The organism is Methanocaldococcus fervens AG86 (assembly GCF_000023985.1).
GTDB classification, from domain to species: domain Archaea; phylum AGJL01; class Methanococci; order Methanococcales; family Methanocaldococcaceae; genus Methanocaldococcus; species Methanocaldococcus fervens.
In genome coordinates this window covers 1-26,926 of sequence record NC_013156.1, presented here as the reverse complement: position 1 = coordinate 26,926, position 26,926 = coordinate 1, and the positions used below count along the sequence as shown (strand labels likewise).

At 32.2% G+C, this 26,926-nt stretch carries 24 protein-coding genes and 1 pseudogene; 13 read left to right on the top strand and 12 right to left on the bottom strand.

Annotation, left to right across the window (positions count from 1 at the left end; all coding sequences use genetic code 11):
• Position 1: 1 nt before the first annotated feature.
• The 3 genes from purL to MEFER_RS00120 form a co-directional block, all read right to left on the bottom strand.
• Positions 2-2,203 (bottom strand): phosphoribosylformylglycinamidine synthase subunit PurL, encoded by a 2,202-nt coding sequence (gene purL / locus MEFER_RS00130; RefSeq protein ID WP_012794891.1) that lies wholly within the window; start codon positions 2,201-2,203, stop codon positions 2-4.
• Between the two features lie 63 nt (positions 2,204-2,266).
• Complete coding sequence (locus tag MEFER_RS00125; protein ID WP_012794890.1) at positions 2,267-2,689, bottom strand: nucleoside-diphosphate kinase; 423 nt, start codon at positions 2,687-2,689, stop codon at positions 2,267-2,269.
• A 207-nt stretch (positions 2,690-2,896) separates the two neighbouring features.
• Positions 2,897-5,146: a methyl-accepting chemotaxis protein gene (locus tag MEFER_RS00120; RefSeq protein ID WP_012794889.1), complete on the bottom strand. Its 2,250-nt coding sequence runs from the start codon at positions 5,144-5,146 to the stop codon at positions 2,897-2,899.
• A gap of 324 nt (positions 5,147-5,470) precedes the next feature.
• Between MEFER_RS00120 and MEFER_RS00115 the strand changes: the two genes are divergently transcribed.
• Positions 5,471-5,911 carry a universal stress protein gene (locus tag MEFER_RS00115; RefSeq protein WP_012794888.1) on the top strand — a complete coding sequence of 147 codons (441 nt, stop codon included), beginning with the start codon at positions 5,471-5,473 and terminating at the stop codon, positions 5,909-5,911.
• Between the two features lie 58 nt (positions 5,912-5,969).
• Here the strand turns inward: MEFER_RS00115 and MEFER_RS00110 are convergent, their stop codons facing one another.
• Complete coding sequence (locus MEFER_RS00110; RefSeq protein WP_012794887.1) at positions 5,970-7,148, bottom strand: NAD(P)/FAD-dependent oxidoreductase; 1,179 nt, start codon at positions 7,146-7,148, stop codon at positions 5,970-5,972.
• Complete coding sequence (locus tag MEFER_RS00105; RefSeq protein ID WP_012794886.1) at positions 7,148-7,318, bottom strand: 4Fe-4S binding protein; 171 nt, start codon at positions 7,316-7,318, stop codon at positions 7,148-7,150. Before MEFER_RS00105 ends, MEFER_RS00110 begins: the two co-directional genes overlap by 1 nt.
• A gap of 123 nt (positions 7,319-7,441) precedes the next feature.
• On the opposite strand from MEFER_RS00105, the gene MEFER_RS00100 reads away from it, so the two are divergent.
• Genes MEFER_RS00100 through MEFER_RS00085 form a run of 4 tightly spaced genes read left to right on the top strand, consistent with a single transcriptional unit; the run spans position 7,442 to position 10,791 of the window.
• The gene (locus tag MEFER_RS00100) at positions 7,442-8,617 is read left to right on the top strand and encodes an FprA family A-type flavoprotein (protein ID WP_012794885.1); all 1,176 of its coding nucleotides are present in this window, start codon (positions 7,442-7,444) and stop codon (positions 8,615-8,617) included.
• 8 nt (positions 8,618-8,625) lie between these two features.
• A complete protein-coding gene (locus MEFER_RS00095) occupies positions 8,626-9,180 on the top strand; it encodes a DUF483 domain-containing protein (RefSeq protein ID WP_012794884.1) in 555 nt (184 codons plus the stop codon).
• Between the two features lie 49 nt (positions 9,181-9,229).
• The gene (locus tag MEFER_RS00090; RefSeq protein ID WP_012794883.1) at positions 9,230-9,889 is read left to right on the top strand and encodes a potassium channel family protein; all 660 of its coding nucleotides are present in this window, start codon (positions 9,230-9,232) and stop codon (positions 9,887-9,889) included.
• 8 nt (positions 9,890-9,897) lie between these two features.
• A complete protein-coding gene (locus tag MEFER_RS00085; protein ID WP_012794882.1) occupies positions 9,898-10,791 on the top strand; it encodes a homoserine kinase in 894 nt (297 codons plus the stop codon).
• Here the strand turns inward: MEFER_RS00085 and MEFER_RS00080 are convergent.
• Complete coding sequence (locus tag MEFER_RS00080) at positions 10,780-11,676, bottom strand: ATP-binding cassette domain-containing protein (RefSeq protein ID WP_012794881.1); 897 nt, start codon at positions 11,674-11,676, stop codon at positions 10,780-10,782. The two genes, MEFER_RS00085 and MEFER_RS00080, sit on opposite strands and share 12 nt — an antisense overlap.
• Complete coding sequence (gene wtpB / locus MEFER_RS00075; RefSeq protein ID WP_211204166.1) at positions 11,669-12,427, bottom strand: tungstate ABC transporter permease WtpB; 759 nt, start codon at positions 12,425-12,427, stop codon at positions 11,669-11,671. Before wtpB ends, MEFER_RS00080 begins: the two co-directional genes overlap by 8 nt.
• Positions 12,428-12,506: 79 nt before the next feature.
• Here wtpB and MEFER_RS00070 point away from each other — a divergent pair, with 79 nt between their 5' ends.
• The 5 genes from MEFER_RS00070 to MEFER_RS00050 all read left to right on the top strand — a co-directional run bounded on the left by MEFER_RS00070 (position 12,507) and on the right by MEFER_RS00050 (position 16,381).
• Positions 12,507-13,493: a methanogenesis marker 12 protein gene (locus MEFER_RS00070; protein ID WP_012794879.1), complete on the top strand. Its 987-nt coding sequence runs from the start codon at positions 12,507-12,509 to the stop codon at positions 13,491-13,493.
• Positions 13,494-13,498: 5 nt separating this feature from the next.
• Positions 13,499-14,224 (top strand): methanogenesis marker protein Mmp4/MtxX, encoded by a 726-nt coding sequence (gene mtxX, locus MEFER_RS00065; protein WP_012794878.1) that lies wholly within the window; start codon positions 13,499-13,501, stop codon positions 14,222-14,224.
• Positions 14,217-15,050: a polyprenyl diphosphate synthase gene (uppS, locus tag MEFER_RS00060; protein ID WP_012794877.1), complete on the top strand. Its 834-nt coding sequence runs from the start codon at positions 14,217-14,219 to the stop codon at positions 15,048-15,050. Before mtxX ends, uppS begins: the two co-directional genes overlap by 8 nt.
• 292 nt (positions 15,051-15,342) lie before the next feature.
• Positions 15,343-15,522 carry a protease complex subunit PrcB family protein gene (locus MEFER_RS08455; protein WP_012794875.1) on the top strand — a complete coding sequence of 60 codons (180 nt, stop codon included), beginning with the start codon at positions 15,343-15,345 and terminating at the stop codon, positions 15,520-15,522.
• 58 nt (positions 15,523-15,580) lie between these two features.
• Complete coding sequence (locus MEFER_RS00050; protein ID WP_012794874.1) at positions 15,581-16,381, top strand: MBL fold metallo-hydrolase; 801 nt, start codon at positions 15,581-15,583, stop codon at positions 16,379-16,381.
• On the opposite strand, the gene MEFER_RS00045 is transcribed toward MEFER_RS00050, so the two are convergent.
• Entirely contained in the window at positions 16,366-17,613 is a 1,248-nt protein-coding gene (locus tag MEFER_RS00045; protein WP_012794873.1) for a flippase, read from the bottom strand. The two genes, MEFER_RS00050 and MEFER_RS00045, sit on opposite strands and share 16 nt — an antisense overlap.
• 74 nt (positions 17,614-17,687) lie before the next feature.
• Here MEFER_RS00045 and rrmJ point away from each other — a divergent pair, with 74 nt between their 5' ends.
• Positions 17,688-18,428: a 23S rRNA (uridine(2552)-2'-O)-methyltransferase gene (gene rrmJ / locus MEFER_RS00040; RefSeq protein ID WP_012794872.1), complete on the top strand. Its 741-nt coding sequence runs from the start codon at positions 17,688-17,690 to the stop codon at positions 18,426-18,428.
• A gap of 1 nt (position 18,429) precedes the next feature.
• Here the strand turns inward: rrmJ and gltX are convergent, their stop codons facing one another.
• A complete protein-coding gene (gene gltX / locus MEFER_RS00035; protein ID WP_012794871.1) occupies positions 18,430-20,091 on the bottom strand; it encodes a glutamate--tRNA ligase in 1,662 nt (553 codons plus the stop codon).
• Positions 20,092-20,261: 170 nt separating this feature from the next.
• Here gltX and carB point away from each other — a divergent pair.
• A pseudogene (gene carB, locus MEFER_RS08240) lies at positions 20,262-23,594 on the top strand (carbamoyl-phosphate synthase large subunit).
• Positions 23,595-23,882: 288 nt separating this feature from the next.
• On the opposite strand, the gene MEFER_RS00020 reads toward carB, so the two are convergent.
• The gene (locus tag MEFER_RS00020) at positions 23,883-24,104 is read right to left on the bottom strand and encodes a hypothetical protein (RefSeq protein WP_012794868.1); all 222 of its coding nucleotides are present in this window, start codon (positions 24,102-24,104) and stop codon (positions 23,883-23,885) included.
• A 283-nt stretch (positions 24,105-24,387) separates the two neighbouring features.
• A complete protein-coding gene (locus MEFER_RS00015; protein ID WP_012794867.1) occupies positions 24,388-25,122 on the bottom strand; it encodes a hypothetical protein in 735 nt (244 codons plus the stop codon).
• A gap of 78 nt (positions 25,123-25,200) precedes the next feature.
• On the opposite strand from MEFER_RS00015, the gene ftsY reads away from it, so the two are divergent.
• Positions 25,201-26,394, top strand: coding sequence for a signal recognition particle-docking protein FtsY (gene ftsY, locus MEFER_RS00010; RefSeq protein WP_012794866.1), 1,194 nt, complete (start codon positions 25,201-25,203; stop codon positions 26,392-26,394).
• A gap of 138 nt (positions 26,395-26,532) precedes the next feature.
• Here the strand turns inward: ftsY and MEFER_RS00005 are convergent, their stop codons facing one another.
• Positions 26,533-26,808: a cation:proton antiporter gene (locus tag MEFER_RS00005; RefSeq protein ID WP_012794865.1), complete on the bottom strand. Its 276-nt coding sequence runs from the start codon at positions 26,806-26,808 to the stop codon at positions 26,533-26,535.
• Positions 26,809-26,926 lie beyond the last annotated feature (118 nt).

Below are 26,926 nucleotides of genomic sequence, written 5' to 3'. Positions count from 1 at the left end.
TTTAAATTTCTCCCATCATCTTTGGAAATGCCTCATAATACCTCTTTTTCATCTCCTCTACATCCAAATCAATAACATCCTTTCCATTAATTTTTATCTTCAATTTATTTCCACCAACTTTTCCAATAACATATGCGTTGCTCAATTTACTTAAAACTTTATCCTTATTTTCCTCTCTAACTGCCAATATTATTCTTCCAGAGGTCTCTGAGAATAATAAGATGTCATCTCTCAAGTTGTTTTTATTATAGGTAGTTAAATCTACATCTAAGCCAATGTTATTTAATATAGCCATTTTAGCTAAAGCTACAGCCAAACCACCTCTTGAACAGTCAACTGCCTCGCTAACTAAACCTTCTTTTATAACCTCTCTAACTTCCTCATAAATCTTCTTTTCTTTATCTAAATCAACCCTTGGAACTCTTCCTTCCTCAGTGTTGTGTATAACTTTATAATACTCACTTCCTCCCATCTCATCTTTTGTTTCATTTGTAATTATTAACATATCCCCTTCTCTAATCTTATTATCTAAAACTCCAGGGACTTTTTCAACATCCTCAACTTTACCCAAAACAAATATTGCTGGAGTTGGGTTTATTGGGAATTCTTTACCTTCAATAACTGTTTCGTTGTATAAACTTACATTTCCTCCGACTACTGGAATCTCAAAGAATTCTGCGGCATCAGATAAACCTTTTATACATTCAGCTAACTGCCAAAATCTCTCCGACCTCTCAGGATTTCCAAAGTTTAAATTGTCAAGCATGGCTATTGGCTCAGCTCCTACAGTTGCTAAATTCCTCACCGCCTCAGCAACGGCATTTACTGCCCCTACATAGGGATTTAATTTACAGTATCTTGAATTACAGTCAGTTGTTAAGGCAATGCCGGTAGGATAAGTTTCCATTATCCTTAAGACAGCTACATCTTTTCCTGGTTTTATGACAGTTCTTATTTGAACTTCATGGTCATACTGCTGATAAATCCATTCTTTTGAGCAGATATTTGGACTTTCCAATAGTTTCAACAACACAGCGTTTAAATCTTCAGGCATCTTTATTTTTTCCTTATCATCTTCTCTTTCTTTTAAATCCTCTTTTGCCTCTCTATCGTATAAAGGAGCTTCACAGAGCAAATCTAATGGTAAATCAACAACAACTTCACCATTGTATTTGGCAATAATCCTCTTCTCCTCAATAGTTTTACCAATAACTGAAGCAGGAAGCTCATATTTTTTAAATATTTTAATTACCTCCTCTTCACTTCCAGACTCAACAGCTAATAGCATCCTCTCCTGACTTTCAGACACCATAATCTCATAAGGAGTTAACGGCTCTCTCAATACAACATTTTCTAAATAAAGCTCACATCCAACTCCTCCACCATAGCACATCTCCGATGAAGCTCCTGAGAGACCTGCAGCTCCTAAATCTTTCATAGCTTTAATTTTTCCAGTTTTTATTGCCTCTAAAACAGCGTCAATTAAACATTTTTCAGAAAACGCGTCTCCAACTTGGACACTTGGTCTTTCTTCCTCACTCTCTTCAGTTAAATCCTTTGATGCAAATGAAGCTCCACCTATCCCATCTCTTCCTGTTGAACCAACCAATATTAAAGACAATCCTGGCTCTTTTGCTTTTCCTGTAATGATTTCATTCTCTCTAACTAAACCGACACATACGACATTAACCAAGTTGTTATAATCAAAGGAGCTGTCAAACTCACACTCTCCTCCAACAGTTGGAACCCCTATCCTATTTCCATAGTCCCCAATTCCTTTAACAACTCCTTCAACCAGCCATCTAACCTTATCCCCTTCTTTTCCAAATATATCTCCAAATCTTAATGGGTCTAATAGGGCTATAGGCTTAGCTCCCATTGATAAAACATCCCTAACTATCCCTCCAACTCCTGTAGCAGCTCCATTGTATGGGTCTATATAAGATGGGTGGTTGTGGCTTTCCATGGCAATTGCTAAGCATATATCATCTTTCAACCTAATTACAGCGGCATCATCTCCGATTCCAACGACGATATGTTTAGATGTTTTTTCATTAACCGTTTTAGCAAACATTCTCAAAAGCTTTTTTGATGTTCTGTAAGCGCAATGTTCACTCCATAAGTTTTCAAACATTGCCAACTCTATGTGGTTTGGTTTTCTTCCTAAAACTTTCTCTATATATCTTAAATCATTTTCATCCATATATTACACCTTATCAAATTGATTTAATATAGAAAATGAAAGATGTGTTATTAAACCTTATGCCTATTCACTAAATATCTCCCCTTCTTTAAAAAATAGCTTTATCTCTCTTTCAGCGCTTTCTTTTGAATCTGATGCATGAATTATGTTATCTGGAGTTGTTAAAGCAAAATCTCCTCTTATAGTTCCCGGATCCGCTTCAGCAGGGTTCGTTTTGCCTATCATTTTCCTTACAACTGATACGGCATTTTCTCCTTCAATAACCATTGCAATCATTCTTCCAGATGTCATGAAATTTATCAATCTTTCAAAATACTCCCTTCCCTTGTGTTCTTCATAGTATTTCTCTGCCATTTCTCTATCCAATTTAATCATCTTCATAGCCACAATTTCAAAACCTTTATTTTCAAATCTCTCTATAATTTTTCCAACTAATTTTCTTTTTACAGCGTCTGGTTTTAAAGCTACGAAGGTTCTTTCCTTCATGATTATCACATTTTACGTGGTTATATGTAAAATATTATTTTGTTATAATTTATAGTTTATTATTGAAAAATTGATAACTCTTTTAAAAAGATGACGAAATCCATCAAGAAATTTTACAAAAAAGATAAATCATTATTAAAATATTAAAATAAATAAGAATTAATTGAGAATTAATAAAAAATAAAAATTAAATTAAAGTATTATATTTTATGTTTTGAATTTGTCTGCTGATTCTTTGAGTTTGTTTGATATGTCAACAATTTTCTCTGTAGCTTTATAAATCTCATCTATTGCTCCATTTAATTCTTCGGTTGATGCTGTTAACTCTTCAGCTGTAGCGGCAAACTCTTCTGATATCGAAGCTATATCTTGAATATGTTTTAAAGCCTGTTCTACATCATCTGCAGAAGTTTTTGCGGCATTTTTAATATTCTCAATAACTTCTTTAGTTTTATCAACAGCTTCTTTGATCTTTAAGAATGCTTTATTAACCTCATCTATCACTACAACTCCTTTATCCACTTCATTCTTTCCAGTTAATCCTAAATCGATAGTCTTATCGAGAGCTTTTCTAATTTCTTCAACCGTTCTGTTGATGTCTTCAATTGACTTTCCTATTTCCTCAGCAAGGTTTTTGATTTCACTCGCAACGACTGCGAAACCTCTTCCCGCCTCTCCAGCCCTTGCAGCTTCAATAGAAGCGTTTAAAGCTAACAAACCAGTTTGTTCGGCAATATCTTTAATTAAAGCAGTAATTTCGTTGATTTTTTGGCTTTTCTTACCCAAATCTTCTAAAGCTCTACCTAATTCGTCGATAACGTTGGCTATTCTTTGCATTGTTTCGATTGCATTTTCAACGTTCTTAACCCCTTCATCTGATTTTTCTTCTACTTCATTAATTGCTGAAACTCCCTCTTCAGCAGCTTTTAAGGTTTCATCTGAGAGTTGTACAGTATGCTCCAACTCCTGAGTTAAATCTTGAAGTTTATTTGACTGGTCAGTAGCTGCAGTAGCAACTTGGCTTGATGCATCAGTAACCTGATCAGAAATCTCTTTAACCCTATTCAACTCCTCCTTAATAACATCAAGTTCGTTATTTAATTCATCCGTCTCTTCTTTTAACATTTTTATCATTTCAGTTAACTGATCTAATGCACGATTAACAAGCTTTTGAATTTTGTTTTTCTCTCCACTTTCATTCATTCTCGCAGTTAAGTCACCATTGGCAATTCTTGTCATAACATTCCTTAAATCATTTATAAGAATCTTAGCTAACTCTTCTCTACGTTTTACTTCTTCTAAAGCTTTATTAACATTATCTATCATTTCGTTAAAGGCTTCTGCCAACTTTCCAATCTCATCGTCACTTTCAACTTCTGCCCTAACATTTAAATTCCCTTTTGTAGCTTCTTCAGCAACTTCTTCTAACTTTTTTATTGGATTAACTATCGACCTACTAACTATCAACGCAATCCCTACACCAAATAACGTCCCAATAATTCCAGCACTTACAACATCATTTCGAATATCATTCATAAGAACTATAGCTTCATCTTCAGGCACTCCAACGAATAACATTCCAACAATTTTTCCATTAATATCTTTAATAGGCCCATATTCTGTTAAATACCAATCGTTAACAACAAACACCCTCCCAACATAAGGATTTCCTTCTTTAATAACCTCATCATAAACTTCCTGTGATACTACAGTTCCTACTGCCCTCTTTCCGTCTTTTTCAACATTGGTCGTTACTCTAAGGCCATCTAAAAATATCGTCGCTAATTTTCCTCCAGTGTATTCGCTTATCTTATCAACAAGCGTATAGTCCTTATTTAGAACATCTGCTACCAGTAATGCTCCGTAAATATTATCATTTTCATCCTTAATAGGTTCAATTGCAACTAATGCCAAGCCTTTTTTTCCTACATCTTCATCAATATTTGCCATACCTGGCGTTGGGATTACTTCCAATTGTAGGTGTTCTAAACCCTCTTTTTTCATGGTTTCTTCATCAAGGACAACAAAACCTGATATTTTATTTCCAGATAACGCTTTAAGAACCAAATCATACAGCTCTTTATCCCCACTTAAATTATTATTCGACCTTGCGAACACTTTTCCATCTGTATCAAACGCAACAACAAAATCTGCATCTGCTTCCTCTTTAAAATCAATAACATACTCACGCACATTTTCCTTATTCTTTTCCTCCATATATTTAACAAAATTTGGATCATCAGCATATACGCAAAGCATTTCAGATAATTCATGCAGTCTTCCATCAATAACAGAATTTGCAGTTCTAAATGCAGACTCTAAATTTTTTTGCAACATTTCTTCTGTTGTATTTGAGACAGAATGATATGTCATAGCTCCCAGAATTATCATTGGCACTAAAATGATAAATATTGACATGATCATAAGTTTTGTACTTATTTTAAACTTTTTGAGCATATTATCACCTCATGTCATATATAAAAAACAATTTTAAATATCCATAAACAATATATGCTTAGTAAAATTTATATATTTTTTGTGTAAGTGAAGAGATATTCCTTAATCCAAGTAAAAAACTTAAAATAGCATACTATATAATAAAAATTTCAATAAATTTTATTAATCAATAAAAAATTATGGTACTAAAAATGGTAAACATGATTAAACATAACGAAGAAAAATAATATATGTCATAGGCAGGTTTTTATATTATAAATCCTAAATTTATAATATACTAAACATATAATAAAATAATAAATCAAAATCAGAAATGGTGAAAACTTGTATAAAAAAATAGTTATCCCAACTGATGGTTCAGATGTCTCAATTGAAGCTGCAAAGCATGCAGTTAATATAGCGAAGAAATTTGATTCTGAAGTTTATGCAATATACGTTGTTGATGTCTCTCCATTTGTTGGATTACCTGCAGAAGGTAGCTGGGAAATGATTAGTGAGCTGTTAAAAGAGGAGGGGCATGAAGCTTTAAAAAAGGTCAAAAAATTAGCTGAAGAGTATGGAGTTGAAGTTCATACAGAAATGTTGGAAGGAATTCCTGCAAAAGAGATTGTTGAATTTGCTGAAAAGAAAAAAGCAGATTTAATTGTCATGGGAACTACCGGGAAAACTGGATTAGAAAGGATATTATTAGGTAGTGTTGCTGAAAGAGTTATTAAAAATGCACACTGCCCAGTTTTAGTTGTTAAAAAACCAAAAAAAGAATAATAACAACCTTTTAGTAAAAGGTTGATCAAAACTATAAGTATACCAATAGGGCGAAGCCCTATTGTAGTAAATCCTTAAAGTATTTTAAAAGTGAAGGTTTCTTTGTTATAATTCTTTTAACAAATTTTTTCAAATCTATGCCATCTAAACTCTCTCCCAAAGCCTCTGCCAAAGCGTCCAACTCATCATCACTCATTTTCTCTAAGATTTTTCTATACGTCAAATGGTTCATCAAATATTCGTAATGTTTTTCTTTCCATCTATTTTCATATTCTTTTAAAACATCTTCGCTCCAATCATTTAATTTTACAGCTTTACTTGCTACCTCTCCAGCCATTAATCCGCAGTCCATAGCTAAGTAAATCCCTCCTCCAGTTAATGGACTTATCTGCCCAGCAGCATCTCCAACAACTAAAAGCCCATCGGTGTATGTTTTTTCTATAGGTCCAGAAACAGGAGCTCCTCCAACTTTAAACTCTACTGGAGTAGCGTTTTTCAACCTATCCTTAGCCAAACCGTTTTCTATAAATTCTTCTAAATAATCAATTGCCTTCTTTTTTCTATCTCTAACTCCTAATCCAACGTTTGCTGTCTCCCCTTTAGGAAATATCCAAACATAGCCTCCTGGAGCCACTTCATTACCAAAATAGAATTCCATCATATTTTTATCCAACAATTCAACATTCACCATCTCATATTCAGCACAGGAGCAAATTTCTAATGGTTTTTTCTTTGCCTCTAAACCCGCATACTCAGCTATATTGCTCTCAACACCATCAGCTGCTATAACCACTTTGGTTTTTATAGCATACTCTTCTCCTAAAAATTCAACTATAACGTTCCAATAATCCCCATCTCTCTCTAAACCTATAGCTGCTGTTTTCACCGCCACTTTAGCTCCTTCTTTAGCTGCCCTAATGGCCAAATATTTATCAAAAATTTTTCTCTCAACTATGTAGCCTTGAGCTTTATCTTGAGTTACAGTAACCTTTTTTCCAGAAGGGGAGAATAAAATTCCCCCTTTAACAACACTTCTAACAAATTCTGGTGTTGGTTTTATTCCAAATTCTTCTATAGATGGAATAGCTTCAGCACATCTAACAGGCTCTCCAATTTCTTGTGATTTTTCAATTAACAGTGTTTTAGCCCCATTTTTTGCTGAGGCATAACTTGCCATACTTCCTCCAGGTCCAGCTCCAACAACCACTACATCGTATACATCGTTTAACTCCCTCATTATTCCCCCTCTAATGCATTTAATGGGCATACTATTGTGCATAACTTACAATTATTACATTTTTTTTCATCAATGACTATAATATGCTCTATCAAATTTATAGCCAAATTTTCACAAACTCCAACACATGCTCCACAATACCCGCATTTTTTGTAATTTATTTTTACCATAATTTCCCTCAGCTTATGCTGTTAATAGGATTATAAGATACTAGATTAATTAAAGTTTTACCTATATATAATTGTTCTACAAAATATTAATTAATTCCATAATTAATGTTTTTGGGGGAGTCCATGGTATTAAAAATAAAAGATGACATTTACTGCATGAGTTTCATAGAATGGGAAGTTAAGGAATACATGAGTTTAGATATTAACAAAGGAACCACATACAACTCATACCTCATCTTAGACAAAGAGAATGTCTTAATAGACCCTCCAAGAATAAAACATCTTGATGAACTAAAACTATACTTAAAAGATATAGCTGACTTAAAAATAGATTATATTATTCCAAACCCTTCTGGTTTAGACCACAATGAGTGCCTGGAAAAGCTCGTTGAAATTACTGGCGCAAAAGTTGTTACCACAAAAATCGGAAAATATTGTTTAGATACCCAATTTGATACGAAAGATTGGGAATTCATCATTATAAATAATGGGGATGAAATAACCATTGGAAACAAAACATTAAGATTCATAACTGATGACAAATTTAGGTATTTACTAACATACTGTGTAGAAAACAAAATTCTGTTTTCTAATGAATTATTTGGGCAACATACAGTATATAAAGAAAAAGTAGATTTAGAAGTGGGGCATAAAATTATGCTTGAAGCTAAAGAATTTTTTGCAAACATCTTACTACCAAATAAAGACAATATTTTAAAAATGCTAAAGATTTTAAAAGACCTAAATTTAGAATATATATGCCCTTCACACGGGATTATTTGGCATAAAATGATTGATGAAATTCTACTAAAATACCGTAATTGGAGCTCTGGAGTTTATAAAAATACTGCAGTTATTGCTTATGCAACCATTTATTACTCTACAGAAAAAATTGCCAGAGCATTAGGGGAAGGATTAGCTGAAGGAGGAGTTAATGTAACATACCACAGACTAGATGCATCCACCTTAAATATTGTAGTTAGAGATATTTTAGATGCAAAGTATGTAATAATCGGTTCTCCAACAATAAATACAAATGTCCATCCAAAAGTTGGAATGTTATTGACATATATAGAGGGATTGAAACCATATAATAAAAAGATTGGTGTAGCATTTGGCTCTTATGGATGGGAAGAATATGCCACTAAAAAAATAAATGAGTTTTTTGAAAAGTTGGGGTTTAAAGTTATTAGTGGTAAGATACTAACACGTAGATTTGCTCCTGGTGAAAATGACCTTAGAAAAATTAAAGAATTTGGTAAAAAATTGGCAAAAATTAAATTGGATAAATTTCTTTGAGTGAAAACATGTTAAAAAAATTGTTATATAAGATTGAAAAGTTAAGGTCTGGAGAGTTAGAGGGATTTGAAACTCTAAAAGAGCATATAAAAAGTTTAGATGAATTTCAATACCATCAGATAGTTGAGAGGTTGAAGTTTCAAATTGAAATCGTTGAGAAGTATAAACCAAAAGTTAGACCAGCCATAGACCCTGTTGTATCTACAGAACTTGGAATTTATAGAAGATTGGATGATTTTGAGATCGGAAAACTTTTAGAGTACCCTGAATGTTGCATAAAATCTTTTGTTGAAGATGTTAGAATAGCAATAGATAGGAAACATTTAAAAGAAGTTGAAGATATGAAAGAAGAGTTAAAAAGCAGGGGAGTTTATGCCATAGTTCTACCGTCTGGTTTTATCCCTTGTAGTTTAAAATGTAAAGAGGCAATAAGAAAAGGATATATTGGATATTTAAATAAAGAAGAATTTGATAAAATATTGATGCTTGAAAATGAGTTAAAAGAAAAAATTAAACATTGGCACTTTGGTTATGAGGAATATTATGAGAAAATTCTACTATGATTATAATAGCTTATAAAATTAAAAAGTTACAAATTTTCTGGTGTTAGAGATGTATATCATAATAGCTGGGATTGGCAGGATTGGATACACTTTAGCCAAATCTCTGTCTGAAAAGGGGCATGATATTGTTTTAATAGATATAGATAAAAATGTCTGTAAAAAAGCCTCTGCAGAGATTGATGCGTTGGTTATAAATGGAGATTGCACAAAAACGAAAACTTTAGAAGATGCAGGAATAGAAGATGCAGATATGTATATTGCAGTTACTGGAAAGGAAGAAGTTAATTTAATGAGCTCATTGTTGGCAAAGAGTTATGGAATTAATAAAACTATTGCGAGAATTTCTGAAATAGAGTATAAAGATGTTTTTGAAAGGTTAGGGATTGATGTTGTTATCTCCCCAGAGTTAATAGCTGCAAACTACATAGAAAAATTGATAGAAAGGCCGGGAATATTAGATTTAACCATTGTTGGTAGAGGGGAAGCTGAGATATTAGAATTTATAATCCCAGAAAAATCTAAGATAGTCAATAAAAAGATTAAAGAGCTTGGTAGGCCGAAAGATTATTTAATAATCGCCATTTATGAAGGAGATGAAATAAAGATTCCGAGTGGAGACACTGAACTAAAAGCTGGAGATAGAGTTTTAGTTTTAGTTAAAAAGGATGCCGCTGATACTATAAGAAAGATGTTTTTAGAAGGAAATTAGGTGAAATTATGAAAGTTAAGGTAAAAGCTCCTTGTACATCTGCAAATTTAGGTGTAGGGTTTGATGTATTTGGGTTGTGTTTAAAAGAGCCTTACGATGTAGTTGAAGTTGAAGCATTGGATGATAAAGAAATTGTTATTGAAGTAGATGATAAAAACATCCCCACAGACCCGGATAAAAACGTTGCAGGAATTGTAGCAAAGAAGATGTTAGATGACTTTAATATTGATAAAGGGGTTAAAATTAAGATAAAAAAAGGTGTTAAAGCAGGTAGTGGGTTGGGTAGCTCTGCAGCATCATCAGCAGGAACAGCCTTTGCAATAAATGAATTGTTTAAATTAAATTTAGATAAATTAAAGCTTGTAGATTACGCTTCCTACGGAGAACTTGCATCCTCTGGAGCAAAGCATGCAGATAACGTAGCTCCAGCAATATTTGGAGATTTCACAATGGTAACAAACTATAATCCATTAGAGGTTTTACATATACCAATAAACTTTAAGATAGATATTTTAATAGCAACCCCCAACATATCAATAAACACAAAAGAAGCCAGGGAGATACTGCCAAAAAAAGTTGATTTAAAGGATTTGATAAATAATGTAGGAAAGGCTTGTGGAATGGTTTATGCATTATATAACAAAGATAAATCCTTATTTGGAAGATACATGATGACTGACAATATTATAGAGCCGGTTAGAGGAAAATTAATCCCAAACTATTTTAAAGTTAAGGAAGAAGTTAAAAATAAGGTTTATGGAATTACAATAAGTGGTTCAGGCCCTTCAATTATTGCATTTCCAAAAGAAGAGTTTATTGATGAAGTTGAAGAAATTTTAAGAGATTACTATGGAAATACAATAAGGACAGAGGTTGGGAAGGGCGTAGAATTAATTGCTTAAATTTACCTCTTTTTTGAATTTTATTCCAACAAAATCTCCAATATTCAGCTCTTTCTCTGTAAATGCCTTAACAATACAGCCGTTATATTTAACAAACACTTTTTTGTATTTTCCATAGTCTATGATATTTACAACCTCTCCTTCATCTCCCTTTTCAATAATTACATCTTCCGGAGCTATTGCCTTCCCATTTACAATGTTAAATCCTAAAAACTCTGCTGCTTTTTTATTCTTGGGTTTTTTTAATACATCTTTATCTCCAAAGGCTATAAGCTCCCCATTTATAAATATGCCAATTTTCTCCCCTAATGTTCTTGCTTCAGCCAAATCATGAGTTACATGCAAAACTGGAATGTGTTTTATCTTCTTTAACTCAGAGATTATGCTTTCTTTAATTTTAATATCTACAGCTGACGTTGGCTCATCCAACAACAAAATTGAAGGATCTAAGATTAAAGCCCTCGCTAAAGCTACCCTCTGCTGTTCTCCTCCACTTAAGCTTTTAACTTCCCTATTCAATAGATGGGTTATATCTAAAAACTCAGCTATTTCCTTAACCTTTCTTTCAATCTCCAATCTATTGGCTTTTTTTATTATTAATCCGTATGCAATATTTTTATAAACATTTTTGTTTGGAAATAGAGCATAGTTTTGTGGAACATAACCAATATTCCTTTTTTCTGGAGGTAAGTTTGTTATATCCTCTCCATTTAAAATAATTTTTCCAGAATCGGGCTTTAATATTCCAGCTATGCACTTTATTAAGACAGATTTTCCAGCTCCACTCGGCCCTAAAATTACGCAATACTCTTTATCTATTTCAAAAGAAACATTCTTTAATTTAAAATCCTTCCAAATTTTTGATAGATTATTTACTTTAAGCATCTTTTCCCCTTTTTATATTTCCAAACATTCTTAATACTGCAAACAACATTAAGCTAATTAGAATCATCCCTACTGATATTGGTTTTGAGGCATTTAAACCAAAACTTGTAAATCTTTCATATATTAACACAGGAACTGTTTTAGGATAATAGGCAATTATCAATATAGCCCCAACTTCACTTATTCCCCTTGCAAAACTTAAAATAATCCCTGAAATGATATTATTTTTTATTAATGGTAGGGAAATTTCAAAAAATGTCCTTATTTTTGAAGCCCCCAAAGTCCTTGAAACATATTCAATCTCTTCATCAACACTTAAAAATCCGTCTCTTATACTATTAACCATAAAAGGAATGCCAACAAACAGATATACAACAACAATGCCCCAAAAGTTATCAACTACATATTTACCAATAAATTTTATAACATCGATGCCATAAATGAAGGAGAGTATTATTATACCAATAACGCTGTGTGGAATAGCCATGGGTAAATCCAAAATAGCCTCAATAAAGCTTTTAAATTTAAAATCATGCCTTGCTAAAATATATCCTGTAGGAATTCCGAAAATTAAAGCTATTAAGGTAGCAACAACTCCAGCTGATAAAGTAGTTTTAAATGCATCTACAACCTCTCTATCTAACAATAAGCTTAAATCTCCAGGAGTTGAAAGCATATAGATGATTGGCAAAAATATAAACAAAAACAAAGCTATTAAAAATACAAACATTGCCATATCAAACTTCTCCATACTATCCCCTTAATGCAATTAAAATCATCTAATTTATAAAACTTATGTTAATTGTTATTGATGAACAGGAGGGAGATTAATGATAACCGTTGGAATAGATCATGGAACCTCTGGGATAACAACATGCATAAAAGATAACAATAAAAAAACAATATTTAAATTGAAAAGAACTGAATTAAAAGAAAAATCTTACTTAGAAGAGTTAAAAAAACATATTCCATTGGAAGATATTGACTTAATAGCTCTAACTTATTCAATGGGCGATGGTATAAATAAAATTCTCCCTATAGAGAAGGTTAAAAATAGGGGAGTTTTAAGCATAGAAGGAGCTGGAGAGAAGGTTGGTGGAGGAACGAAGGTGTATGATGAGATTAAAGCATCTGGATTACCAGCTGTTGTTATTCCAGGATTGCATAGGGAAGTTGAATGCTTAGACAAACGATTTAGAGCCCTATACTCACATATAGCATCTCCAGAAAAGATTTCTATAGCTTATTACGCACATAAATTATTTGGATTTAAAGATTTTGTTTTGTCAGACATATCTTCAAATACCGTAACTCTATTAATAAAGGATGGAAGAATCTTTGGTGGTTTTGACGCATGTATAGGAGCTATTGGAATATTACACGGCCCAATAGATTTGGAGATGATTAGAGATATAAACAGTGGGAAGATTACAGCAAATGAAGCATTTTCTAAAGCTGGAGCTGTTAAAATAGCTAAACTTTATAAAGGAGTTGAAAACACTAAGGAAGCGATAATTAAAAACTACTTTAATGATGAAAATTGTAGGTTGGCAGTTGATAGCTTAATTTTAAGTGTATCTATGGAGATTAACAGTTTATTACCTTTATTGGATAAAAGCAAAAGAAGAGTAGTTTTAGCAGGCTCAATAGGAACTTTAAGAAATCCAATAGATATTCCAAAAAGGATTAAAGAGTTTGTTGAAGCAAAGGTATTTGCCTTATATGGAGAGAGCGGGGCTATTGGCGGAGCTTTAATAGCTGAAGACATCTTAAAAGGAAAAAGAAATATTTTGGGCATAGAGGTTGAATTTGAGTGATGGTTATGTATGCAATAGGTTTAGGAGAAAATAAGGAGGAAGTTTTAAAGGCATATGAAAAATTGAAAGAAGAAGGAATAGAAGTTGAATTAATTGAAAATCCAAAACTTTTAATAGATAAGTTGATAGATGGAGAGATAGGGGGAGCTGTTAGGGGTTCTTTACCATCTTCAAAAGTGATTCCCTATTTGAGAGAAAATGTAGGAAAATTTTATAGAGCTTCAATTTTAAAGAACCCTTTTACAAAAGGTATTTTTCTACTATCCCCCGTAGGAATTGATGATATATCAGAGGATAAAAATGAGAGAATAAACGATAAAATAAAGATTATTGAGTTTGCTTCCAACTTTTTAAAAAATCACAATCTTGAGCCGAGAGTTGCAGTTTTATCTGGGGGGAGATTGGGAGATTTAGGGAGGAATAAAGAGGTTGATGAAACCATATACGAAGCTGAAGAAATTGTAAAGCATTTTAGAGGAAAGATTGATATTATTCATGAGGGTATATTGATAGAAGAATACTTAAAAGAGGGATATAATATAATTGTAGCAATAGATGGAGTTACTGGAAATATAATTTTTAGATGTTTGGGTTTAGTTTGTAAAATTCCAGGTTATGGAGCTGTTATTTTGTCAGATAAGAATATTAACTTTATTGACACGAGTAGAAACGCCAATTGGGAAAGATATTACAATGCAGTTAAATTCTTAGCAGGTGGAGAGTTTGAATAATGTAAAAAATAAATTAAAGAATATTGGAAAAAGATTGACAATTGATTTTTATAGATTTTTAGATAATTCAGGAATTTTAAAAATTTACGAGAAGATTTTGGAAGAGTCCATTGATAAAAATAACCTACCAAAGCATGTAGCTATTATTATGGACGGAAACAGAAGAGCTGCTGAAATTTACGAGAAAGATAGGTATTATGGGCATTACTTAGGAGCTGAAAAGGTTAAGGACGTTTTAAGATGGGCGAGAGATTTAGGGATTAAAGTTGTTACATTATATGCATTTTCAACTGAAAATTTTAAACGGCCAAAAGAAGAAGTGGAAAAATTAATGGAACTTTTTGAAAAAAAGTTTTATGAGATTGCAGATGATGAAGAAGTCCACAAATATAAAGTTAGAGTTAGAGCTATTGGAAGAATAAACTTACTGCCAAAAAACGTTCAAAAGGCAATAAAATATGCTGAAGATAAAACAAAAAACTACAGTGAATTTTTTATCAATGTGGCTATTGCTTATGGAGGTCAGCAGGAGATAATAGATGCAGTGAAGAAGATAGCTGAAAAGGTTAAGAAAGGGGAGGTAAAGCCAGAAGACATTGATAAGGAATTAATTGATAAGCACTTATATACTGCTGATTTGCCATTTCCAAATCCTGATTTAATCATTAGAACTTCTGGAGAGGAGAGGATTAGCAATTTTTTAATTTGGCAGAGTTCTTATTCTGAATTGTATTTTTGTGATATATATTGGCCGTTATTTAGGAGAGTGGATTTTTTAAGGGCTATTAGGGAGTATCAGAGAAGACATAGGAGGTTTGGACAATGAAAGTAAACAAAATATTTTTATTTATCCTTTTCTCCATAATTTTATGCGGTTGCATCTCTTCTGATAAAAATTTCTCTGAAAAAACTTACAATATAATAAATAAAACTGACGATAAAGCTAATACAGCAAACATATCCGACATATCCAAAAATCAGAGTTTTTTACTAAAAATATTTCTCTAAAAACATTAGATTATGAAATAATTGCCTATGGTTCCTTTGGAGAGAAAAATAAGGGATGTTATTATTATTACAAAGATAATAAAACTATTGTGGTTATAAATTTGGGGGAAATGCCTACTGCAGGTTATAAAATAAAAATAATCAATATAACAAACATTGGTAATAAAATAGTTGTTTATTATAAAGTTATTCCGCCAAAGGAATTTGCAGCAATGGTTATAACATATCCATATATAAAAATATCTGTAAATGGAACATACACTGCAACATGTAAAGAAGTAAAAGATTAATATTAGCCAAATTATAATAAATTACTAATTTTAAAACACGGAAAGGAGATGTGGTATTTTGAGAGTGGAAATTGTCTTTTTAGGATGCGGTGGTGGAAGATGGGCTACAATAACTCAAAAAAAGGCAACAGGGGGATTTAGAATACACACCAACGAACTTAGAATGCACGTAGACCCTGGACCGGGGGCGATAGTGAGATTAAACGAGCTAAAAATATCACCTTGGAGAACTAACGCTTTATTCATATCCCACTGTCATCCAGACCACTATACAGATGGAGAAGTTATTGTTGAGGCAATGACTCAGGGAATGACTAAAAAAAGAGGAATTTTTTTAGGAAATCTTTCAGTTGTCGAAGGTTTTGGAGAGTATGAATATGTTATATCAAAATATCACCAATCAAAGCTTGAAAAAGTTAACGTTCTATATCCTGGAGATGAAATGGAGCTGTATGATACAACAATAAAGGCAACACACACAAAACATGGAGATCCTTTTGGCATAGGGTTTAGATTATCAACAATCTATGGAGATATTGGCTACACATCAGACACTGAACTTATTCCAGAATTAATAAAGGATTTTGATGGGGTTAGGATTTTGATAGCAAATATCGTTAGAAAGAAAAATGAAAGGATAAGGGGGCATCTCTGCTCCAATGATGCCATTGATTTAATAAATTCAATGAGTAAAAAGCCGGAATTGTTGATAATGAACCACATGGGAATTAAAATGACAAATCCACAGATAGAGGCAGAGTACATATCTCAAAACACAGGTATAGAAGTTATTCCAGCGAGGTTAGGGTTAAAAGTTGAGCTTTTAAATGGGAAATATAAATATCATTTAATTAAGTAAGCTTTTTTTACCCTTAAAATAGCTAAAACTCCAATTAAAAATACAATTATTGATGTTATTAGCGTGGCTAAGCTTCCCCCAACTATTCCATAGGCATTTACCAATATTAAATTTAAAAAAACGTTTAATATTAATCCAAATAAGATTATGTAGAAGGAGATTTTTGCATATCCCAAACCTTGAAGTGCAGAGGATATTAAGGTATAGTAGCTCATAAACAGGGAGGAGATTGCCAAAATCCTTAGGCATAAAATTCCTTCTGGATGGGCTATTTTGAAAAACGCTATTAAAGGAATTTCTGGAAAGAATATGCAACCTAAAACAAAAATTGATGAAAATATGGTGTTTTGTATAATCCCATCTTTTAATAGATTTAAATCTTTTGTTTTTGATATTCTTGGAAGTAAAGGGATGCTAACAGCCGAAGCAAACATAAATATTCCCCTTGATATTAAAGATGAGTAGCCATAAATCCCGCTCCAAAATCCCCCCATAATGGACATTATTATAACGTTATCAACATCTCCAAACAATCTATAGGAGGAGGAGGTTAAAGCTATTGGTATAGAGTATTTTAAAACCTTTAAATTAAAATCTGAGAATATGTTTTTTATTTTAATGTCAATCAATTTTTTAACATTAAATCTTCCATTTATAGCTTTATGTATCAAGTAAACCCCAAAAATGCCTGCAATTAAATAAGATAAAGATATTGAAAGCAGTGAGCCAAAAATTCCAAAGTATAAGGTTAAGATAAAAACTAAAATAATTTTTACAGTATATTCAACAATCCACGTAGATGAGAGGTGTTTAATCCTCAATAATCCCTGCAAAATTCCTCTTGAAAATGCAATTAAGGTTGAAGCTAGAATACAAAGTCCAATCGCCAAATACAAAGAAGTATTTAAGGTTAGATAATGCCCTCCTAAGATGTATTTTATATAAGGGGTTAAGATAAATCCAAAGATTGAAAGTAAAATCATTAAATGCAATATTGGGACATATTTTTCAACATTTTCATTTTTCTCTTCAGCTAAAAATTTTGCTATAGCTGGGGGAATTCCAGAAGAAAAAAATATTGTTACAGTATCAGCTATTGGCATTAAACCTTTTAAAATTCCAAATGCCTCTGTTCCTAACAAAAATGCAGTTATAAAGTAAAATAGATATGCCATTCCTTTTGAGTATAAATTTGACAATAGTATATAAATACTGTCTCTACTTAAAGACATAATAATCAGCTTTTTCTAATGATTATTTTATTGCCATTTAAAAATTACGCTTATTTAAAATTTATGGTGAAACTATGGGAAGAAAAGACAAAAGATGGGTTTTACAGAGAAAGAGAGATTTTTATTACAAATTAGCTAAAAAACTCAAATACCGTTCGAGGGCTTCATTTAAGCTCATGCAGTTGAATGAAAAATTTAACGTTATTAAGCCGGGAAGAATAGTTTTGGATTTGGGTTGTGCTCCAGGAGGGTGGATGCAGGTAGCGAGGGAGATAGTTGGAGATAAGGGTTTTGTCATTGGCATTGATTTACAGCCAGTTAAACCTTTTGAGTATGATAATGTAAGAGCTATAAAAGGGGACTTTACTTTAGAGGAGAACTTAAATAAAATTAGAGAGCTAATTCCAAACGAAGAAAAAAAGGTGGATGTAGTTATAAGCGATGCATCTCCAAATATAAGCGGTTATTGGGATGTAGACCACGCTCGTTCAATTGATTTGGTAACAACTGCCTTACAAATAGCTACTGAGATGCTAAAAGAGAGAGGAAACTTCGTAGCTAAGGTGTTCTATGGAAATATGATAGATGATTACGTAAAGTTAGTTAAAAAATACTTTGAGAAGGTTTACATTACAAAGCCTCAGGCATCGAGAAAGGAGAGTGCTGAGGTTTATGTTATAGCTAAGAGATATACTGGAAAAAAATGGGAAGAGGAGGATAAGATAAAAAGAATTGAAAAACCTGATAATGAAGAAAATAACGAATTATTGGCTAAAAAAATTAAAGAAATGAGGAAATTAAAATCTAAACAATAAATTATCTATGGGCATAGCAACATAAGAATTCATCATTTTCTTTTTTATCCACTCTAACGAATCCAAACCTCTCAAATTGGACAATATCATCAACATTTACATTGGCAAAATCCTTTTCAGCATAACCCTCTTTTACATCACCATCAGGCATTAAAACCTTGACTTTAACGCTATCCTTTATAGGAATCCAGTGTATAATCTTAGCTTTATTTTTTCTTGCTATTTTAAAATCATCTGAATGATATTTGGCAAATGCAACATCATTTACTTTTTCAACAACTATGTTAAATAATTCCATAAGCCTATACATCTTACCCTCTTTTAACTCATCTCCAACAACATAAATTTCTCCATCAAATATCAACCCTCTCTCACCAAATTCAGGTCTATCTGGATGCATTCTAAGTTTTAAAACTCTTTTATCAGCTCCTTCAATAACAAGCTTCTTAGGATTCCAAACAAAGAAGAATCTTCTTGCATCTTTATCTATAAGCTCCTTGTTTATAGCATATAAATTTTCCCAAGAAAACTTAACATCTGCCTGTTTAATCCCAATTCTCTTCATCATCTCATATATTGCTTCTGGCTTAATTCCTCTCCTTTTCAAAGCCCTCAAAGTTCCCAACCTAACATCGTCCCATCCACTATAAAGCCCTTCTTTAATTCCCTTATACATTGATGAAGTGCTTAAAACAATATCCTCTATCTTCAAAATACCATAATGTATAAATGTAGGCATCTCCCAACCAAAGTATTTGTAAATATAAGCTTGCTTCTCAGTATTTACAATGTGGTCTTTCCCTCTCAAAACGTGCGTCATTCCTAATAGATAATCATCAACAGGCACTGAGAAGTTCATTAAAGGATAAACGCAGTATTTATCTCCAGTTCTTGGGTGAGGTGTTTTTTCAACTCTAAATATTGGAAAATCTCTAATTGATGGGTTTTTATGCTTTATATCTGTTTTTAATCTAACAGCTACATTTTCAAGCTCTCCATTAAGCATCTTTTCCCATAACTCTAAGTTGTCTTCAACAGCCCTCTCTCTACACTTGCATGGGATTCCCTTATTCCTTAACTCTCTAAATTCCTCTGGATCACAATCACAAACGTAAGCTTTGCCCATTTCAATAAGCTTTTTACCATATTCGTAATAAATTTCCATTCTGTCTGATTGTATAATAGTTTCATCAACTTTAACCCCTAACCATTCCAAATCCTCTTTAATCATATCATATGCCTCAGGCAAAACTCTCTTAGGGTCTGTATCTTCCAATCTTAAAATCAACTTTCCGTTATACTTTTTAGCAAAGTAGTCGTTTAAAACTGCGGCTCTTGCATGTCCTATATGCAAAGGACCAGAAGGATTAGGGGCGAATCTCATAACTACCTTATCTTTAACGTTTGGTAGCTCTAAATCTCTCTCTTTCTTTTCTTTCTTTTTAATATCTTCTCCCAACTCCTCCAGCCTTCTCTTAATCTCATCTAAAGGCAGTTTATTAACTTCTTCAACAACCTTTTCAATAATTGGCATTACTTCTTTTACTTTACTTCTATATTCTGGATTTTCGGACAAAAATATCCCTAAAACTGCTTTTGGATTTGCTTTTCCATTATATTTTATGGCATTTCTTAATGCAATTGGTAAAATCTTTTCTTCCATTCTATCACCATTAACTTTAAAAACCTTAACTGATTATTATGGAAAGGATACTTAAATGTAAGCAACATATTATAATTATGCAATTTTAAAAAGCTCATTCCCAATATTAAAGTAATCTGAGCAATAACAATTAAATATGCAAATATTATAAAATATTGTGGTGGATATTAATGGAGAGTATTAAAAAAGTGATGGTTTTTGGTTCAGGACCGATAGTTATTGGGCAAGCGGCAGAGTTTGACTTTTCTGGTTCTCAGGCGTGTAAAGCTTTGAAGGAAGAAGGAATTTATACTATTTTAGTAAATTCAAACCCTGCTACAATCCAAACTGATACAGATATGGCAGATAAGGTTTATTTAGAACCACTACACCCCGACATAGTTGAAAAGATTATTGAAAAAGAGAGACCAGACGCTATTTTACCAACAATGGGAGGACAAACAGGACTTAACTTAGCTTTGGAGTTGCATAGAAGAGGAGTTTTAGATAAATATGGAATTAAGCTTTTAGGTTCTAACATAAAAACAATTGAAATTGCAGAAGATAGGGAGCTTTTTGCTAAGGCTATGGCTGAGATTAACGAGCCAGTTACAAAATGTAAGGCAGTTAATTCTGTTGATGAGGCAGTTGAATTTGCTGAAGAGATTGGATATCCTGTTATTGTAAGACCTGCATTCACTTTAGGAGGAACAGGAGGAGGAATAGCCCACAACAAAGAGGAGTTAATAGATATTGCTTCAAAAGGTTTAAAATATTCTATAATTCATCAAGTTTTAATTGATGAAAGTGTTTTAGGTTGGAAGGAGTTTGAGCTGGAGGTTATGAGAGATAGGAAAGACACATGTATAATTGTCTGTGGTATGGAAAACATTGACCCAATGGGAATACACACAGGGGAGAGTATTGTTGTATCTCCAATACAAACATTGCCAGATGAGTTCTACCAAAAATTAAGAAACGCTGCTATAAAGATTATAAGGCATTTGGGTATCGAAGGAGGTTGTAATATACAATTTGCTGTAAATAAGGAGATGACTGAATATAGAGTTATTGAGGTTAACCCAAGAGTTTCAAGAAGCTCCGCTTTAGCAAGTAAAGCTACAGGTTATCCAATAGCAAGGATAGCGGCTAAAATAGCTATTGGTAAGACGTTGGATGAGATATTAAATGATGTTACAAAGGAAACTCCAGCAAGTTTTGAACCTACTTTAGACTACGTTGTTGTAAAAATCCCAAGATGGCCATTTGATAAATTTAAGACAGTAGATAAGAGATTAGGAACGAGTATGAAATCTACTGGAGAGGTTATGGCAATAGGTAGAAGCTTTGAAGAAGCCCTACAAAAAGCAATTAGAAGTTTAGATATAGGAAGATTTGGCTTAATTGGAGATGGAAAAGATAAAGAGTATAGTGATGAAGAAATAGAAGAAATTTTAAGGAACCCAACAGATGAAAGGATTTTTGTTATAGCTAAAGCTTTAGAGAAAGGTTGGAGCATTGAAAAAATAGTAGAACTAACAGATATTGATGAATTCTTCATTAAGAAGATTAAAAATATTGTCGATATGAAGAAGGAGTTGGAAAAATTGAGAGGAGAAATTAGAAATTTAAATTAAAAATTTAGTCTTAGAAAATAAGGTGATTATATGGACATGGAAAAATTAAAGGAAATACTGCTAAAAGCTAAAAAATTAGGATTCTCTGATAAACAAATAGGTAATTTATTGGGAATGGATGAGTTGGAAGTTAGAAAGCTGAGAGAAAAGCTCAATATCATCCCATTGTATAAAATGGTAGATACATGTGCCGCAGAGTTTGAGGCAAAAACTCCTTATTACTATTCAGCTTATGAGACCTATGTTTATAAGGAACAAGATGAAAGCAATCCTTCTGATAGAAAAAAGGTTATAATTATTGGTTCTGGGCCTATAAGGATAGGGCAAGGAATAGAGTTTGATTATTCAAGCGTTCATGCAGTTTTAGCTTTAAAAGAAATGGGCATTGAGGCAATAATTATAAATAACAACCCTGAAACTGTTTCAACCGATTACGATACTTCAGATAAACTATACTTTGAACCAATAACATTTGAGGATGTGTTAAATATTGCTGAAAGAGAGAAGGAGAATGGGGAACTTTTGGGAGTTATCGTTCAATTTGGAGGGCAGACAGCAATAAACTTGGCTATGAAGTTAAAGAAAGCTGGAGTTAATATATTAGGGACTACTCCAGAAGATATAAATGTTGCTGAAGATAGAGAAGAGTTTTCAAAACTTTTGAAGAAGTTAAATATTCCTCAGGCAGAGGGAGGAACTGCATTTACAAAGGAGGAGGCTTTAGAGATAGCTAAAAGAATTGGCTATCCTGTTTTAGTTAGACCTTCCTATGTTTTAGGAGGAAGGGCAATGCAGATTGTCTATAGTGAGGATGAGTTAATTGAGTATATGGAAGAGGCTGTTAAGGTTTCAGAAGAGCATCCAGTATTAATTGATAAGTTTTTGGAGGATGCTATTGAGTTAGATGTAGATGCTGTTTGTGATGGAGAGAGCGTTTTAATTGGAGCAATAATGGAGCATATTGAAGAGGCTGGAGTGCATAGTGGAGATTCAGCAACAGTCATTCCTCCTCAAACATTACCAAAGGAAATAATTGATACTGTTATTGATTACACAGCTAAGTTAGCGAGGGCTTTAAATATAGTAGGGCTTTTGAATGTGCAGTATGCAGTTAAGGATGGAGTTGTTTATGTCTTAGAGGCAAATCCAAGGGCTTCAAGAACTGTTCCTTATGTAAGTAAATCAGTAGGAATTCCATTGGCTAAATTAGCCACAAAAGTTATGCTTGGTAAGAAGTTGGAGGAGTTGATTAAAGATTACGATGTTGAAGAAGTAGCTGAAAAGGTTTGGATTTCCAAGCCAAAATACGTATCAATTAAAGAGGCAGTATTCCCATTCCAAAAATTGCCTGGTGTTGACCCTGTTTTAGGACCTGAAATGAAATCTACTGGAGAGGCAATTGGAATAGACAAGGACTTTGGTAGGGCATATTATAAAGCTCAATTATCTGCAAATATGGAATTGCCAATTGTTGGAAATGTATTTATTAGCGTTAGAGATAAGGATAAAAAGCAAATTGTAGATGTTGCTAAAAAACTACATGAGCTTGGATTCACAATATATGCAACTGAAGGCACTGTTAAAATTTTGAGGGAGAATGGTATTCCAGCGATACTTGTTAAAAAGATATCTGAAAGTCCAAATGACAATATTTTAAAATTAATGAGGGATGGAAAGATACACTTGATAATAAACACGTCTTCAGGGAAAAAGGCAAAGTCTGATGGGTATTACATAAGAAGAGCAGCTGTAGATTTGGGTATTCCATATATAACCACAATTCAAGGAGCTAAAGCAGCAGTTAAGGCAATAGAAGCTGTAAAAAATGGAGAGTTGAATGTTTACTCATTAGATGAGCTTGATGCAAGTATAAAAAATAGGTTTTAAATTTAAGTTCTAAATTTTTTATTTATTAAAATTTTTAATGAGATGATGATAGTAAATATGATGAACAATAAAGTTATATCTTAGATTGTATAAAATTATAGGTAACGAATGATGAAATTGAAAATATAAAACAAAGAGAAAATAATAAAAAAAGAGGTCGCAATTATGCAACTTGACGCCTTCTCTATATTGGTCTTGGTAGTCATTGGTTTTATGGTTATATTTTCAACATTATTTGCTATATGGTATTGGAAGTTTGGAAAGAAATTAGTTCATCAAAAAGATTAACTACAAACTTTTGTAAATATCATACAAGATGCTCCCAAATACCAAACTAAGATAGAACATTGCTATAATATCAATTAAGGACAATATTAGCCCAGTAGAAAAACTACCTTCAGAGAATGCAATCTTCAAGATAACTGCAACCAATAAAGTTAATCCAGCACCAATAAAAAGCTTATAAATGTCAAAAACTGCATTAAACAGTAATTGTTTTTTGTCATCCATACTAGCACCGATAACACCTAATTTTTGCTAAGTGGTACTTTCTTAGTACTAACATATAAAGATAACGGAACGAATTCATTTTAAATACTTTAAATAACTGCGATAATCTTTTAAAATAGTATATAACTGGTAAAAATCTCTTTATTCAATTAAACATCAAAATATTTCTATTTTACACAAAATAGGATTTTAATGAAGGTTTAACAGTTATAATTAATTTAAAAACAAATTAAATAGAAACTAAAATATTAAAATCTCAAAAATCCATATAAAGCATAAAATTTTAATCATATACAACTGCAGATTTTTTATTAAATGGATTTGTTCTTAAATATACCGAATAAAGATATGGATAGTTATTTTTTAAGTGAATAAGGTAATTCAACCATTGAATAACCAATAACTTATAAGCTCTGATGATGTCATTCTTCAAATGCTCTAAATCACTTTTTGGGAGGTTATTTAGATTCTCTCTCCTATGTAGCTCATCAGTCAAGTGGAACACTGCCATTAACAGTTCAGTGAATTCTTCATGCTCCAATAATACGGGATTTTCCATTAATCTCAAAAGAAACTCTTTATTTTTTTCTAAAAAATTTTTGAGTTTATTTAAATCAATTTTCTCCATGTCTATGTTATAATTAAAATTTTTTAACAATTTTTTTGTTTCTTTATATTTTTTATCATCCCAATCGTTTGATATTTTTAAATAATCCCTTATATTTCCAACATCCCCTTCTAAGATTATCTCCAATAGTTTCTCTCCAACATTATTAAAAAAACACCCAACAACCATATTCAATTTTTTCAACTTTTCATTTTTTTCCTTATAATCCAATATCCTTTCAATAACTATAGTTACAAGCAAGACTTCAATAGGAACAAACGCTAAATGCAATAAAAAATAGCTCAATATATGCTCAGCATCTCCAAATATTATAAAATGTATTGAATAAACTATCATAGATGTAAAAATTAATAGAACTGCCAATATTGATATGAATTTTTTCTCGTCCATGTTCTCCCCCATATCATTAATTATAAGAAGTATGTTTACATATATTTGAGTTATTACGTTAATTGTGGAGGGATTGTTATGTTTGGAAAATTAAAAGAAAAACTTTTACAAACTGCATCAAAGATAACTGAGAAAATTTACACTAAAGGAGAGGCTGAAGAAATTAAAGAAGAAAAGAAAAAACCAAAAATCCCAATTACTGGATTATTTAAAAAAGAATCTAAAGCTAGTGTAGAAGAAGAAAAAACAGAACCAGAAATCAAAACTGAAACAGTCATAGAGAAAAAAGTGGAAAAAGAGGAGGAAGTTAAAGAAGAAGAGAAAAAAATAAGCCTCTTTGATAGATTTGGATTGACAAGGGCTATTAAAAAAGTTATTAAAAAGGAAGTAGTTATTTTAGAGGAAGATATAGAAGATGTTTTAGAAGAGTTGGAAATTGAACTTTTAGAGGCGGACGTTGCATTGGAAGTTGTGGAGAAGTTAATTGAGAATATAAAAAATGAGTTGGTTGGAAAAAAGATTTCTCCAGATGACGATGTGGAGGAAATCACAATAAATGCTGTAAAAAATGCCATAAAAAATATATTATCCCAAGAAAAAATTGATATTGAAGAAATAATTAAAAAGAACAAAGCTCAAGGAAAACCAACTGTTATTGTATTTGTTGGAATTAACGGAACTGGAAAAACCACAACTATAGCTAAACTGGCTTATAAATTAAAGCAAAAGGGATATAGTGTTGTATTAGCTGCTGGAGATACCTTTAGAGCTGGAGCTATAGAGCAGTTAGAACAGCATGCTAAAAATATTGGAGTTAAGGTAATAAAGCATAAGCAGGGAGCTGATTCTGCAGCAGTTATTTATGATGCTATCCAACATGCTAAGGCAAGAGGGATTGATGTTGTTTTAGCTGATACGGCCGGAAGACAGGCAACAAACACAAATTTAATGGAAGAAATTAAAAAAGTTGTTAGGGTCACAAAGCCAGATTTGGTTATATTTGTTGGAGATGCCTTGACTGGAAACGATGCCGTGTATCAGGCAGAGGAGTTTAATAAAGCAGTGGATATAGACGGCATTATATTAACAAAAGTAGATGCAGATGCTAAGGGAGGAGCAGCTTTATCGATTGGATATGCAATTGGAAAACCAATTCTGTATTTAGGAGTTGGACAAAGATATAGTGATTTGATTGAGTTTGACGCTGATTGGATGGTTAAAAAATTGTTTGGAGAAGAGGAATTTGAATTCTCAACTGAAAGAGAATTCTAAACAGCATTTTAAGAAAACTTTGGGAAAATTAATTTAAGAGGCATTATGAAGGGCTGAAAGCCCTTCCTTAATGCATCAGTTTTGATGAAACTTTTACAAAAGTTTCAAAGAGAATTTTAAAATTACTTTTATTTTTATTTATTCTGACAACTTATCGTTGTATGCTGCATTTGCAATTGCATGAGCCAAGAATGGAGCTAAAATTAGATAAACAAAAGCTAAGAGTATCTCTCCTAAAGCCATAAATATTAAAAAGCATGCGCAGTCAATAACCCCCAAGATGTGTATTCTTGCATATATCATATTTTTCCTATCTTTCTCAACCCATAACCTATAAGAAGCCATTAAAATACCAAATGAAGCAATAAAAATAAGTATATCTCTAACAATATCAACAAATTGCTCCATAATCATCACCAGTTTATAAGACATTTATAATGATTAATAATGATAAATAATATTTATAGGTTATCATGGTCATTTATTTATCTAAATACATAATAGGTTGTAAACTAAAAAATCATAAAATTAA